Origin of the sequence: Micromonospora sp. NPDC049679, assembly GCF_040659735.1 — a bacterium.
Taxonomy (GTDB): domain Bacteria; phylum Actinomycetota; class Actinomycetes; order Mycobacteriales; family Micromonosporaceae; genus Micromonospora_I.
Map to the genome: position 1 here is coordinate 37,431 of NZ_JBFANZ010000017.1, position 13,449 is coordinate 50,879.

Annotated in this window: 14 protein-coding genes; 8 read left to right on the forward strand and 6 right to left on the reverse strand. The window is 69.9% G+C overall.

Features of this window, described 5'->3' with window-relative positions; all coding sequences use genetic code 11:
- Window positions 1-173: 173 nt before the first annotated feature.
- A complete protein-coding gene (locus tag AB0J06_RS13515) occupies window positions 174-665 on the forward strand; it encodes a hypothetical protein (RefSeq protein ID WP_357428077.1) in 492 nt (163 codons plus the stop codon).
- A complete protein-coding gene (locus AB0J06_RS13520; RefSeq protein WP_357428079.1) occupies window positions 662-1,831 on the forward strand; it encodes a zinc-dependent alcohol dehydrogenase in 1,170 nt (389 codons plus the stop codon). Before AB0J06_RS13515 ends, AB0J06_RS13520 begins: the two co-directional genes overlap by 4 nt.
- 4 nt (window positions 1,832-1,835) lie before the next feature.
- Here AB0J06_RS13520 and AB0J06_RS13525 read toward each other — a convergent pair whose 3' ends face one another.
- Window positions 1,836-3,473 (reverse strand): ABC-F family ATP-binding cassette domain-containing protein, encoded by a 1,638-nt coding sequence (locus AB0J06_RS13525; RefSeq protein WP_357428081.1) that lies wholly within the window; start codon window positions 3,471-3,473, stop codon window positions 1,836-1,838.
- A 129-nt stretch (window positions 3,474-3,602) separates the two neighbouring features.
- On the opposite strand from AB0J06_RS13525, the gene AB0J06_RS13530 reads away from it, so the two are divergent.
- Genes AB0J06_RS13530 through AB0J06_RS13540 form a run of 3 tightly spaced genes read left to right on the forward strand, consistent with a single transcriptional unit; the run spans window position 3,603 to window position 5,063 of the window.
- Complete coding sequence (locus AB0J06_RS13530; protein ID WP_357428083.1) at window positions 3,603-4,355, forward strand: ROK family protein; 753 nt, start codon at window positions 3,603-3,605, stop codon at window positions 4,353-4,355.
- Window positions 4,356-4,387: 32 nt separating this feature from the next.
- On the forward strand, window positions 4,388-4,759 hold the full coding sequence (locus tag AB0J06_RS13535; protein ID WP_357428085.1) for a tetratricopeptide repeat protein: 372 nt from the start codon (window positions 4,388-4,390) through the stop codon (window positions 4,757-4,759).
- 49 nt (window positions 4,760-4,808) lie between these two features.
- A complete protein-coding gene (locus AB0J06_RS13540; RefSeq protein WP_357428087.1) occupies window positions 4,809-5,063 on the forward strand; it encodes a Smr/MutS family protein in 255 nt (84 codons plus the stop codon).
- Between the two features lie 112 nt (window positions 5,064-5,175).
- Here AB0J06_RS13540 and AB0J06_RS13545 read toward each other — a convergent pair whose 3' ends face one another.
- From AB0J06_RS13545 to AB0J06_RS13555, 3 genes are all read right to left on the reverse strand, one after another.
- Entirely contained in the window at window positions 5,176-5,763 is a 588-nt protein-coding gene (locus AB0J06_RS13545) for a site-specific integrase (protein WP_357428089.1), read from the reverse strand.
- Window positions 5,764-5,871: 108 nt separating this feature from the next.
- Window positions 5,872-6,216 (reverse strand): toxin-antitoxin system HicB family antitoxin, encoded by a 345-nt coding sequence (locus AB0J06_RS13550; protein WP_357428228.1) that lies wholly within the window; start codon window positions 6,214-6,216, stop codon window positions 5,872-5,874.
- Window positions 6,216-6,461 (reverse strand): toxin HicA, encoded by a 246-nt coding sequence (locus AB0J06_RS13555; protein ID WP_357428091.1) that lies wholly within the window; start codon window positions 6,459-6,461, stop codon window positions 6,216-6,218. The genes AB0J06_RS13550 and AB0J06_RS13555 overlap by 1 nt, the downstream gene beginning before the upstream one ends.
- 280 nt (window positions 6,462-6,741) lie before the next feature.
- On the opposite strand from AB0J06_RS13555, the gene AB0J06_RS13560 reads away from it, so the two are divergent.
- On the forward strand, window positions 6,742-7,368 hold the full coding sequence (locus tag AB0J06_RS13560; protein WP_357428093.1) for a DUF2625 family protein: 627 nt from the start codon (window positions 6,742-6,744) through the stop codon (window positions 7,366-7,368).
- A gap of 468 nt (window positions 7,369-7,836) precedes the next feature.
- Here the strand turns inward: AB0J06_RS13560 and AB0J06_RS13565 are convergent, their stop codons facing one another.
- Window positions 7,837-8,331, reverse strand: coding sequence for a GNAT family N-acetyltransferase (locus tag AB0J06_RS13565; RefSeq protein WP_357428095.1), 495 nt, complete (start codon window positions 8,329-8,331; stop codon window positions 7,837-7,839).
- A gap of 252 nt (window positions 8,332-8,583) precedes the next feature.
- Between AB0J06_RS13565 and AB0J06_RS13570 the strand changes: the two genes are divergently transcribed.
- The gene (locus tag AB0J06_RS13570; RefSeq protein WP_357428097.1) at window positions 8,584-9,870 is read left to right on the forward strand and encodes an MFS transporter; all 1,287 of its coding nucleotides are present in this window, start codon (window positions 8,584-8,586) and stop codon (window positions 9,868-9,870) included.
- 209 nt (window positions 9,871-10,079) lie between these two features.
- Window positions 10,080-12,353: a glycoside hydrolase family 9 protein gene (locus AB0J06_RS13575; protein ID WP_357428100.1), complete on the forward strand. Its 2,274-nt coding sequence runs from the start codon at window positions 10,080-10,082 to the stop codon at window positions 12,351-12,353.
- Window positions 12,354-12,406: 53 nt separating this feature from the next.
- Here AB0J06_RS13575 and AB0J06_RS13580 read toward each other — a convergent pair whose 3' ends face one another.
- Entirely contained in the window at window positions 12,407-12,925 is a 519-nt protein-coding gene (locus AB0J06_RS13580; protein WP_357428102.1) for a hypothetical protein, read from the reverse strand.
- Between the last annotated feature and the right edge of the window lie 524 nt (window positions 12,926-13,449).

Sequence of the window (13,449 nt, forward strand, 5' to 3'; positions counted from 1 at the left end):
CTTTCCATCGTGGCCTCGCGGGCCACCCGGCCGCAGCGCTTCCGGCAACTCGCCCGCGCGGCGCCGCCTGACGCGGCACGGCGACGGCACGGCGCGGCGGGGGCGCGCGGCACCGCGGCGAACAATCTCGTGCGTGCCGGTTTGCCGGTGGTTCAGTCTGGTACCCCTGCGCCATGAGACTGGTCAACTGGGGATCGGCCGCGGCGGTGGCAGCTGTCGGCGGCGCCGTCGCGCGTCGACTGCTCGGCCCGAACGACGGTCAGTGGCCGCCGCGATCGGCCGCGCCCTCGGGCGAAGCCCGCTGGCACGTCGTGACGGTCAACCGTCCACTCGACCGGATCACCCCGAGCGGGGGACTGCCGGAGCCGCTGGCCCAGCTCGGCGACGCCGTCGAGGTGCAGCTGCGGCCCGCGCCCGGCGACCGCGGCACCGAGATCGCGGTACGCCTGCGGCAGGGTGAGCCGCACGGCGTCGCCGGCGCCGCCGCCCGGATCAGTGGGGAGGATCCCCGGCGGGCGCTGCGGGCCGCGCTGCGTCAGGCCAAGCAGATCGCGGAGACGGGGGAGGTGCTCAGCCCGGACCAGCCGCCGACGAGCAGGGAGACGCTGCTCAACCGTCCACTGGAGTACGCCACCCGGCACGGACGCGAGGAGGGACGGCTGTGAAGGCGGTCTGCTGGGAAGGGGTGAACGAGGTCGCGGTGGAGCAGGTGCCGGACCCGCAACTGCTCAACGCGCAGGACGCGATCGTGAAGGTGCGCCGCACTGTCACCTGCGGGTCGGACCTGCACCTGCTCGGCGGCTACATCCCGTTCATGAAGCGGGGCGACGTCCTCGGCCACGAGTTCCTCGGCGAGATCGTCGAGGTCGGCTCCGAGGTGCGCAAGCACAAGGTGGGGGACCGGGTCGTCGTCTGCTCGTTCATCTCCTGCGGCCGCTGCTGGTACTGCGAGCAGGGGCTCTTCTCGTGCTGCGACAACGGCAACACCAACCCCGCGATCACCGAGACGCTCTGGGGCTTCGCCCCTGGCGGCTGCTACGGCTACTCGCACGCCCTGGGCGGCTTCGCCGGCAGCCACGCCGAGTACATCCGGGTGCCCTTCGCCGACCAGGGCGCGTTCACGGTGCCGGACGGGGTCAGCGATGAGCGCGCCCTGTTCGCCTCGGACTCCGCCCCGACCGGCTGGATGGGGGCGGACATGGCGGGCATCCGCCCGGACGACGTGGTCGCGGTCTGGGGCTGCGGCGCGGTCGGTCAGATGGCGGCGCGCGCCGCGATGCTGCTCGGCGCCGGACGGGTGATCGTGATCGACCGGTACGACTACCGGCTGCAGATGGCCGAGCGGGTGCTCGGGGTGGAGACGCTCAACTACGAACGCACCGACGTGGGGGCCGAGCTGCTGGAGCGCAGCGGCGGCCGCGGCCCGGACGTCTGCATCGAGGCGGTGGGGATGGAGGCGCACAGCCCGGGCCCGCAGTTCATCTACGACCAGATCAAGCAGCAGCTGCGGATCGAGTCGGACCGGCCGATCGCCGTACGCGACGCGATCTACAACTGCCGCAAGGGCGGAAGCGTGTTCATCCTCGGCGTCTTCGGCGGGCTGGTCGACAAGTTTCCGCTCGGCGCGGTGATGAACAAGGGGCTGACGCTGCGCAGCGCTCAGCAGCACGGCCAGCGCTACATCCCGATGCTCCTGGAACGGATGGCGAGAGACGAGCTGATCACCGAGCACCTGGCCACCCACGTGATGCCGCTGAGCGAGGCCCCGCGCGGCTACCAGATGTTCCAGAAGAAAGAGGACGAGTGCGTACGGGCGGTCTTCACACCCTGACCGCTCAGCGGTCGCGGACCCGTCCGGCGTCGACCTCGATGTGCCGGGTGGTCGCGACCGCATCGAGCATCCGGCGGTCGTGGGTCACCAGGAGCAACGTCCCGGGGTACGACGCGAGCGCCGACTCCAGTTGCTCGATCGCCGCCAGATCGAGGTGATTCGTCGGCTCGTCCAGAACCAGCAGGTTGACGCCACGGGCCTGCAACAGGGCGAGCGCGGCCCGGGTGCGCTCGCCGGGGGAGAGGGTCTCGGCCGGACGGAGCACGTGCGCGGCGCGCAGTCCGAACTTCGCCAGCAGCGTCCGCACCTCGGCCGGGGTCAACTCCGGGGTCGCCGCGCCGAACGCGTCGAGCAGCGTCTCCGTGCCGAGGAACAGCGCGCGTGCCTGGTCGACCTCGCCCACCACCACACCCGGACCGAGCGCCGCGTGCCCCTCGTCGAGGGGCAGCCGGCCGAGCAACGCGGCGAGCAGAGTGGATTTCCCCGACCCGTTGGCGCCGGTGATCGCCACCCGGTCCGCCCAGTCGATCTGCAGGTCGACGGGGCCGAGGGTGAACCCGCCCCGGCGTACCACCGCCGCCCGCAGCGCCGCGACCACCGCACCCGCCCGGGGCGCGACCGCGATCTCCATCTGCAGCTCCCATTCCTTGCGCGGCTCCTCGACCACCTCCAGCCGCTCGATCAGCCGTTCGGTCTGGCGCGCCTTGGCGGCCTGCTTCTCCGTCGCCTCGCTCCGGAACTTCCGGCCGATCTTGTCGTTGTCGGTGGCCTTGCGGCGGGCGTTCTTCACGCCCTTCTCCATCCAGCTCCGCTGCGTTCGCGCCCGCGCCTCCAGGCCGCCCCGCTTGTCCGCGTACTCCTCGTACTCCTCACGCGCGTGCCGGCGCGCGACCTCGCGCTCCTCGAGGTAGGCGCCGTAACCGCCCCCGAAGTGGTTGACCTGCTGCTGCGGCAGGTCGAGTTCGAGTACCCGGGTCACCGTCCGGGCGAGGAACTCGCGGTCGTGGCTGACCAGCACGGTGCCGGCCCGCAGCCCGGTGACGAAGGCCTCCAGCCGCTCCAGCCCGTCCAGGTCCAGGTCGTTGGTCGGCTCGTCGAGCAGGAAGATGTCGTAGCGGCTGAGCAGCAGGGACGCCATGCCGGCGCGGGCCGCCTGGCCACCGGAGAGCCGGGTCATCGCGGCGTCCAGATCGATCGCCAACCCCAGCTCCGCCGTCACCTGCTCGGCCCGCTCGTCGAGATCGGCTCCGCCGAGGTCGAGCCAGCGCTCCAGCGCCGTCGCGTACGCGTCGTCGGCGCCCAACGCGCCGGCGGTCAGCGCCGCGGTCGCCGCGTCGAGGTCGGCCTGCGCCTGCGCCACTCCGGTGCGCCGCGCCAGGAACGCCCGCACCGACTCCCCAACCCGTCGCTCCGGCTCCTGCGGCAGATGGCCGACGTTGGCCGACGGCGGGTTCAGCTGCACCCTGCCCTGATCGGCCGGGTGCCGACCGGCGAGCATGCGCAGCAGCGTCGACTTTCCGGCGCCGTTCGCCCCGACGAGGCCGACCACGTCGCCGGGGGCCACGACAAGGTCGAGCCCGGAGAAGAGGATGCGGTCGCCGTGGGCGGCGGTGAGGTCCTTGGCGATCAGCGTTGCGGTCATGAGAACGCCGATGCTATCCGGCCGGGCAGCGGGTCCCGGCGAGGCAGGCCCCCGGATAGCAGCCATCCGGGCGGGGCAGCCATCCGGGCGCGTGCCCATCGTCGCGGAACTCGGGGCAGACTATGAGCCATGGTCACGACGCTGGCGATCGACTGCGGTGGTGGGGGGATCAAGGGGTCCGTTCTCGACGAGGCGGGCACCATGCGCGCGCGTCCGCTGCGGGTGCCCACCCCCTATCCTCTGCCGCCCGCGCTCTTCGTCAAGACGCTGCTCGACCTGGGCGGCCAACTCCCGCCGGCCGAACGGATCACGGTCGGCATGCCGGGCATGATCCGGCACGGCGTCGTCGTGGCCACCCCGCACTACGTCACACGCAGCGGGCCCCGTACCCGGATCGACCCGGACCTGGTCGCGGAGTGGGCGGGCTTCGACGCGCGGGGCGCGATCAGCGAGGCGTTCGGCCTGCCGGCCCTGGTCCTCAACGACGCCGAGGTGCACGGCGCCGGAGTGGTCGCCGGCACCGGCCTGGAGCTGGTGCTCACCCTCGGCACCGGGCTCGGCTGCGCGCTCTTCGACGGGGGCGTGCTCGCCCCGCACCTGGAGCTGTCGCAGGCGCCCGCGCGGTGGGGGCAGAGCTACGACACCTACATCGGCGAACACGAGCGTCGCCGGCTGGGCGACGCGTTCTGGTCGCGGCGGGTACGCGGCGTCGTCGAGGCGCTGCGACCGGTCTTCCTCTGGGACCGGCTCTACGTCGGCGGCGGCAACTCCCGCCGCATCCGTCCCGACCAGCTTCTCCGGATGGGTGACGATGTGGTGGTCGTGCCCAACACCGCGGGCATCGTGGGCGGGGTACGCGCCTGGGCGATCAACGGCAGCTGACGCGATGGTTCCGACACGAGAGGGTGGAGCTGGTGGATCTTCTGGAGGAATACCGGCGGGCGACCATGTTCTTCGAGGCCGGCGACCCCGGCGGCGCCGCCCGGCTGCTTGAACCCATCGTCGCCGCCGAACCCGACAACGCCTCCGTGCGGCAGTTGCTCGCCCGGGCCTACTTCCAGTCCGCTCAGCTCGTGCGGGCAGAGGAACAGTTGCGGGCGCTCCTCGAACTCGATCCCACCGACCACTACGCCCACCATGTGCTCGGCCGCACCCTGGAGCGGCAGGGCCGGGCCGAGGAGGCGTTGCGTTACCTGCGGATCGCCGCCGCGATGCATCCCGACAACGACGACTACCGCACAGCGCGGCACCGCGTCGAGGCGCGGACCGGCGGACGCGCGCGGTGACCGGCCTACCATTGGCCGTCATGGGACATGATCACCCGGTGGGTCGGCGATGAAGCTCAAGCTCGACCTGCACGACATCTTCAACAAGGGCCACGACATCGACCGCGCGCTGCGCGGAATCATGGATGAGGCGGTCGCGAAGAAGGCGACGCTCGTGGAGATCATCCCGGGCAAGGGATCGGGGCAGCTCAAGAAGAAGGTGCTGCGGTTCCTGGACCAGAAGGAGATCAAGCAGCTCTACCACCGGGTGGAGAAGGACTCGAAGAACTTCGGCCGCCTCTTCGTCCACTTCCGCTGGAAATAGCGGCGGTAGGCCCTCTGACCTGCACTTTCAGCCGCTCAGATGGGCCCTGAACCATGATCATGCCGTTTCCAGGCCGTCGCCGGGCTCCGGAGCGTCGTCCTGGTCCTGGTCCTCACCCAGCGCCTTGTCGATGGATCGTCGGGTGCGGTCCTCGCTCGTCAGCAGCAGGTGCGTGTAGGTCCGGGAGGGTGAAGCCGGGGTCCGCGTGGCCCAGGTACGCCGAGAGGGCCTTGATGCTCTCCCCGGCGTCCAGCAGCACCGAGGCGTAGGTGTGCCGGAGCACGTGCATCCCGTTGTGCCGGTCGTCCGGCGCGCCGGTCGCGCGGATCGCGGGTTTCCAGACGCCGGAATTGAACATCGAGCGGGTGAGGGCCAGCCCGGCGGGAGTCGACAGGTACAGCTCGACGGTCCGCGGTTCGCCGGTCAGGCTGGCCCACGGCAGTGTGACCGCGACTGGTGGATAGTCGACCGCATGCCGCTTCAGCCGGTCGGCGACGGACCTCGGTAGGGGCACCTCCCGGGACTTGCCGCCCTTCGGTGGCGCGAAGATCAGTTGCCCGCGAACGAGCTTGATCTGACGGGTGACGTGTAGGACGGGCCGTGTTTCGTCCAGGTCCGCTGGACTGGCCCCGAATATCTCGCCCTGCCGGAGACCGCACCCGGCGACCAGGTCCACCGCCACCCGATACCGCTCCGGCATGTTCTCCCGGAACGCCGCGAGCCGGGCTACGCGCGAGTGCTTAGCTCAACCCACCGATAGGAATGCATCGGCCCGGCCTCCTCGCGGGAGCCGGGCCTTCCGCGTTGATCAGGCTGCTGTTAGCTTCCGTACGACGTATTGGTTGAGGCTCAGTCCATCCTCCGCAGCATGGGTTGCCAGCTCGCGGTGCAGGCTTTCTCCGACGCGAACGTTGAACTTGCCTGAGTAGCTACGCTCGGCGAACGGCTCCGGCGCTTCCTCGCCTTGCTGCTCCATGTCCGCGATTACCTCACGCAGTAGGTCTTCGAGTCCCCGCAGGGCATCGATTTGGGAGGAAGCCAGCCACGAAAGGGACGGAAACTCGGCGCAGGTGGCGACGAATTCGTTGTCCTGGGCCGACCACGTAACGCGGTAGGTGTAGTGGGTTACCTCGGGACGGGCAACGGTCTGCATCACATGGCCTCCTTCTTTTCGATCGCCTTTAGCACTTGTCGTACTTGGTACGCCTTTGCCTTGCCTTTGTCATTCTGGATATTTACGCGCGGGTCCCCCGCCCACGGCATCTTGAAGACTGCGTGGGAAGTCCCGTCTTGCCGCGGCTCCCCGAAGTAGTGCTCGCACACCCTCTTGAGATCGTTGTAGGCGATGTTCTGCGGGTTGCTTCGCATCGCTTCTATGATTTTGTTTACCGAGGGCACACCTCGATGGTACTACGTGTGGTACCACATGGCAACCGCTTCGGATGCACGCCTACCCGTAACCATGCGTGCGCATGCTGGGGCTAGTTCTTTCGACTGCGCCAGAGAAGGCGGGATGTTGCGCCCGGCACCATCGTCATGTAGTCCGGGTGATCGTCCCGCTCAGGGGCGCTCGGAAGTTTGTTCTGTCGGCTCCACGTGATGCGTGACGGATTGCGCTCAGTTGATCCGTGACAAGTCCGGCTAGACGATCATGCCTGCGTTCAGGCAAGCTACGGCCGTGGAGCAGTCGGCATGGACTGAGGTGTCCGCAGCGGTGACGGCGGCCCCGTACCCGGTTGAGGTGCTGCCCGCCGAGCCTGTGCGCGCGGAAGCCTGCCTGGCGGCGCTGGGAATCACGACTCGTTCGTGGCTTGGTGCGGTTGTCGCCAACACTGGCGGGCTGCTGGTGGACCATGGTTGGCTACGCGTCCTCGGTAGCGGCCACGATGGGCTTCCGGACGTAGCAATCGAGTCGGACCCGACGGGCCCCTGGGTCGTCGTCGGTTACGACGTCATGGGCGGCCAGTACGTGTGGGTGCCGGCACAGCCTGGCGGGAAGCCGACCGTCCATTACTTCGGTCCGGATGATCTCGAATGGCTGGACCTCGACCAGGGGTACGCCGACTGGCTGTATGCGGTCCTCGCTGGTTCGCTGACTCAGTTCTACGACACTCTGCGGTGGCCGGGGTGGGAATCGGAAGTCGATGCGCTCGCCGCCGACCAGGGAATCAGCGCATGGCCGCCGCCGTGGTCAGAGGAGGGAAAGGATCTCTCCACAGCGTCCCGGAAGGCGGTTCCATTGCCGCAGCTGGTGTCGTTCTACCAGGACACCGCACGCCAACTGGGGTCCACGGAAGAGCGTTAGCGACGCCCATCCATTGTCTGGGCTGCCCTCATCCGTTCCATCAGCTCCCCGCCAGTGTCACCCATCAAGTGGAGCCACCGCGTAACGCATCAAGCGAAGTACGACACTCGGAAGTTTGTTTCCCTGTGAGAAGTTTCTGTACGTCTATCAAGGCGGCCCGCTTCGCAGGCCGCGCGCGCCGCCGAACCTGGGCCGGGCCGAAGGCCCGCCGCCGCGCCTCTGGCCTTCGGCCGCCAGCGCGTCGGTTGCAGCCCGCCGGCGGCGCGACATGCGACGAAGCCCCGGCCGCCATGGGTACTGGCAGATCCGGGGCTTCGGTATCAGTCGACACAAGGGGAGTGCCTCCGGCGGGGTCCTCAGGCACTGCGGGATGGCTAGGGGTGCGGAGAGGGAGCGACGCGTGGGTCAAGGCAGCTGACAGTGCGTCCAGGCCTGCCTTGCAGTGACTTGACTGAGGCGCCACACGCGTCAGGCCCCGATCTCAGCGACCATCGTGTCCGCGTCCTCGAACGACTCAACCGTGCGAAACCCTTCAGCGGCGTACAGCCTCGCAGCGAAGTTCGCCCGCTCCACGCTCAGCGACACCGTGCGGATGCCACGTTCTCGTGCGGCGTCCAGAACAGCGCGCAAAAGCATCCGGCCCACACCCCGGCCCCTCCAGGTTTCCACCACGCCGATACTCAGCTCCGGCACGTCGTCACTCACGTACCCGTAGCCCGGATCAGCGGCGGTCAGGTATCGGAACCAGGCCGCGCCGACTGGCCGATCAGCCGGGTCCACCGCGACCAGGCCGAAGTCGTTTGGCTGCGTCCAACCGGTGACATAGTGAGCCAGCGCGGGATTCGCCATGATCTGCTCGCGAGACCAGTTGCGCTCAGACAGCCAGTTCACGGCCTCGACGAGCATGTCAACCAGGAATTCGGATTCAGCCGACGTGGCTGCGCGGATGCCGAGGTCAGTCAACGCCGAAGCCTCGCACACAAGACAAGATCGGACAGAGCCAAGATCATGCCGTCTCCAGGCCGTCCAACGCGAACCAACAGCGACCATCATTGGCCATCGACGCCTGATGCGGGTGCAGCTCAGGGGCCGTCTCGTCCGATTCGACCGAGTACTTCCACGAACTGGATCAATACCGCTGGAAGTAGCGCGAGGACTGCGGCTTGCCACTAAACCGGTCGCGGTCTGTCGTACCGGACCCAGAGAATCAGCCTCATGCTGCGTCTCGCTCTGCCCCGCCGCCCGGAAGCGCGGCGGATCCTCGTCGGCACTTTCCTGTCGGCGGTCGGCCGCGGCCTCACTCTGCCGTTCCTGTTCATCTACCTGACCGACGTCCGGGGGCTGTCTGACGCCCGCGCCGGCCTGGTGATCGGCTGGTACGGCGCGGTGACGCTCGCCCTGTCGCCGTTGGGCGGCACGCTCATCGACCGGTTCGGGGCGCGGCGCATCGTCGTGCCCTGTCTGTTCATCGAGGCCGCGGGCGTGGCCTCGCTGGCACTCGTCGACTCGACGGCCTCCGCCTTCGGCGCGGCCTCGCTGATGGCTCTGGGCGGCTCGGCGATCTGGTCGGGGCAGGCGACCATCCTCGCCTCGGTCACCGGCGAGGGGGAGCGGCAGCGGGTCTTCGGGCTGCAGTTCGCCCTACTCAACCTCGGCATCGGGGTCGGTGGCCTGACGTCCGGCGCGATCGTCGACACCGCCCGCCTGGTGACCTTCCAGGCAATCTATGTGATCGATGCGCTGAGCTATCTCGCGCCGGCGGTGATCCTGCTGACCATGCCGGCCGTCGGCCGCCGGCTCGCCGACCCCGCGGAGACCGGTGTTGCCAAGTCGGGCGGGGGGTACCTCACCGTCCTGCGCGACCGTCCGTTCCGGCGGCTGGTGATTTTCGGTCTCGTGCTCACCACCTGTGGCTACGCCCAGATCGAGGTCGGCTTCACCGCGTACGCGGTCCGGGTCGCGGAGGTGACCCCCCGGGTGGTGGCGTGGGCGCTCGCGGCGAACACGGTGATGATCGTGCTGTCGCAGCTTGTGGTGATCCGCCGGATGGAGGGGCGGAGCCGGTCCGGTGCGCTCGCCGTGGTGGGCGTGGTGTTCGCGACCGCCTGGCTGGTGCTCGGCGCCGCCGGCCTCGTCGGCGCCGGTAGCGCGTTCGCCGGGGCGCTCTGTGTCGTGGCCTGCGCCGCGATCTTCGGTTTCGGCGAGACCATGCTCTCGCCGGTGATGCCCGCTCTTACCAACGCGCTGGCCACCGATGAGCTGCGTGGCCGGTACAACGCCATGAGCTCGATGATTTTCGGGATCAGCGGGGTGATCGGTCCGGTGACGGCCGGTCCGCTCATCGGCGCGGGCGGCGGGGCGATCTGGGTGGGGGTGGTGACCGGCGGGTGCCTGCTGGCGTCGTTGCTGGCGTTGTCGCTGCGGCCGCTGCTCTCGGCGGCGCAGGACGGGCGCATCGTGGTGAGGGAGACGGTCGACGAGCCGGAGCCGGCCCACCGGTGACGGTGGCGGTGGCAATGGACGCGGGGCGTGCGTGGTGCGCCGGTTCTTGATCGACCCGGCCACCTATTGACACACGCGTAACACGCTGCAAATATGCGGAACAGATTGGGAGCGCTCCCAGCTTCTCACCGCACTCTTTCGATGCCCCGCACGACACCCCCGGCAGCGGCACCCGCCCCGGTCGCCGCTCACCCATCGGAAGGAATCACGTGGTCACACGATCCCGGCGGCGGGCCGCACCGCTCGCCGTCACCGTCGCGGCCGCGCTGGCCGCCGCCGGCCTGACCGGCTCCGCCGCCTACGCCGACGCGCCCGAACAGATCGTCAACGGCACCTTCGACAACGGCCACGCCCCCTGGTGGGGCACCGCCAACCTCACCCTCGACTCCAGCGCCGGCCAGCTCTGCGCCACCATCCCGGGCGGCACCGTCAACCCATGGGACGTGATCATCGGGCAGGACAACGTGCCGCTGGTCGCGGGTGAGACGTACGAGTTCCGGTTCTTCGGCAAGGCCACTCCGGCCAAGGTCGGCAAGGCGCTCGTCCAGCTCCCGGTGGACCCGTACACGCAGTATCTGGCGGTCAACCCGGAGCTCAGCGTCTCCGGCAACGACTACACGTACACCTTCACCTCCCCGGTGGATCTCCCCAACGCGCAGGTCGCGTTCCAGCTCGGCGGCAGTGCCACGGCGTGGACCTTCTGCGCGGACAACGTGTCGCTGAAGGGTGGCGCGGAGCCCGGCGGCCACGTGCCCGACACGGGGCCGCGGGTGCGGGTCAACCAGGTGGGCTACCTGCCGAAGGGGCCCAAGAACGCGACCATCGTCACCGATGCCACCGCGGCTCTGCCATGGCAGCTCAAGAACGGCGCCGGGCAGGTGGTCGCCAGCGGGCAGAGCACCCCGCGCGGGCTGGACGCCTCGTCCGGGCAGCGCGTGCACTCGGTGGACTTCGGGGCCTACCGCACCGAGGGCACTGGATACACGCTGACCGCGGACGGCGAGACGAGCCGGCCGTTCGACATCGGTGCGGGCCTCTACGAGCAACTGCGCGCCGACGCGCTCAAGTTCTACTACCCGCAGCGCAGCGGCATCGAGATCCTCGAGCGCCTCCGGCCCGGCTACGGTCGCCCGGCCGGTCACGTCGGCGTCGCGCCCAACCAGGGCGACACCCAGGTGCCGTGCCAGCCGGGAGTCTGCGACTACACGCTGAACGTCGCGGGCGGCTGGTACGACGCGGGCGACCACGGCAAGTACGTGGTCAACGGGGGCGTCTCGGTCTACCAGCTGATGAGCGAGTACGAGCGTTCGCTGGTGGCCCGGACCGGCAGGCCGTGGAACCTGCGCGACGGGTCGCTCAACGTGCCGGAGAGCGGCAACACGGTGCCGGACATTCTCGACGAGGCGCGCTGGGAGCAGGAGTTCCTGCTCAGCATGCAGGTGCCGGCGGGCAAGCCACGGGCGGGCATGGCCCACCACAAGATCCACGATGAGTCGTGGACCGGCCTGCCGCTGCTGCCGCACCTCGACGCGAAGAAGCGCGAGCTGCACCCGCCGTCGACCGCGGCGACGCTCAACCTGGCGGCCACCGCGGCCCAGGCGGCGCGCGTCTTCCTCCCGTACGACCGGGCCTTCGCCGCCCGCAACCTGGCGGCGGCGAAGACGGCCTGGGCCGCGGCGAAGGCGAACCCGGCGAGCTACGCCGACCCGGCCGACGGTAACGGCGGGGGCGCGTACAACGACAGTGACGTGAGCGACGAGTTCTACTGGGCCGCCGCCGAGCTCTACATCACCACCGGCGGCAGGGAGTTCCGCGACTTTGTCCTCGCCTCCCCGCACCACACCGCCGACATCTGGCGGGAGCGCGGCTTCGACTGGGGAAGCACCGCCCAGCTCGGTCGCCTCGACCTGGCGACGTTGCCGAACCGGCTGCCCGACCGGGAACGGGTACGGGCCTCGGTCGTGCAGGGCGCCGACAAGTACCTCGTCACGCTCAAGGCCCACCCGTACGGCATCCCGTACGCGCCGAGCGACAACACGTACGACTGGGGTTCCAACAACCTGATCCTCAACAACGCCGTCGTCATGGCGACCGCCTTCGACATCACCGGCAGGTCGACGTACCGCGAGGGGGTGCTGGAGACGATGGACTACATCTTCGGCCGCAATGCGCTCAACCAGTCCTATGTGACCGGTTACGGAGAGGTGGCGTCCCGCAACCAGCACAGCCGCTGGTACGCCCACCAACTCAACCCGGACCTGCCGAACCCGCCCCGCGGGACGTTGGCCGGTGGTCCAAACTCCTCGATCCAGGACCCGGTGGCGCAGCAGAAGCTGCGTAATTGCGCCCCGCAGTTCTGCTACATCGACGACATCGAGTCCTGGTCCACCAACGAGTTGACCATCAACTGGAACTCCCCGCTCGCCTGGGTCGCCGCGTTCGTCGCGGATCAGGGCGCCGGGGACGCCCGCGGCCGGGGCTAGCCCGGTGGATCGTGGTCTGTTGCTGCCCTTCCCGGGAAGCAACAGACCACGATCTACGCTGCTAGAGCTCGTACGTCCGCGCCACGGCCATGGGTCCGTCCGCCGCGGCGGGCCAGCCAGCCGAGCGGGCCGACGGCGAGCAGCGCGAGCGCCGCCAGCGGCCAGATCAGTAGGGCCGGGTACGACACCAGCCCGGCCGGCACCGGGAAGTAGGTGGCGTCACCGTCGGCGCGCGGTGCCGGGATGTCGGCCGCGCCGAGGGCACGGGCGAGGGCACGGGCGAGGGCGAGGAGACTTCTCGCCGTGCTGCTGCAGACCCGGCCGGTCGACGGAGGCCCGAGCACGAACACGATGTCGTTGCGGGGCCGGGGACCGCCGGAAACACGCGGGCGACCTCCAGGATCGCCGGGGTGCCACCGGCGCCCCCGCCGAGCTTGACCGGCCTCCGGGCCGACCGGGTCCTGCACCTCGGTCTCCAGGCCCAGGCCACGCAACGTCGACACGATGTGCTGCCTGGCCCGGTCGTTCGCCGTCCTGCCGGCCACGTGCACCTCGCTGGCGATGGTCCGCACGTGCCCGTGAGCCCGACCGGCGCTGAACTCCCCGGCGGGCGTCGCCGTACCCAATGGCGTGGGCGGACGGAGCGCGAGCAGCGTGAGCGTGCCGAGCGCGTGGGGCGCGGCGAGACCGTCCGGCGCGCGGCGGCCGGGACGGAGCAGCGCGCGAAGGGGTGTCCCGAGGGGTGCGCCCGCGGTGCCTCCTGCCTGTGACGGGTCGCACCATCCTGTCCGTGCGGATCACCCCGGGTTATCCACCACCGGCCATTGGCCGGCGTGGGGGGCTGCGCCCAGCCCCCGTTCCATCCGCCGTGCGAGACATCGCTGTGACGCCTCGTCCCGCCGTGGCGCTGAAAAAGGGTGTGGACGCGTTCGATCCGGAAGACGGGCGTCGATGCGGCGGGGCGGCCGGACAACCCGCGGTCGCGGGACCACGGGCGGCCGCGTGGCATCCTTGGCGAGGCGATTGCTGGCCGAGCGACGCAGGCCAGCCGGGGGACGGCCCCGGGAGACCGCCGATTGAGTCCAGTGCGCGACAC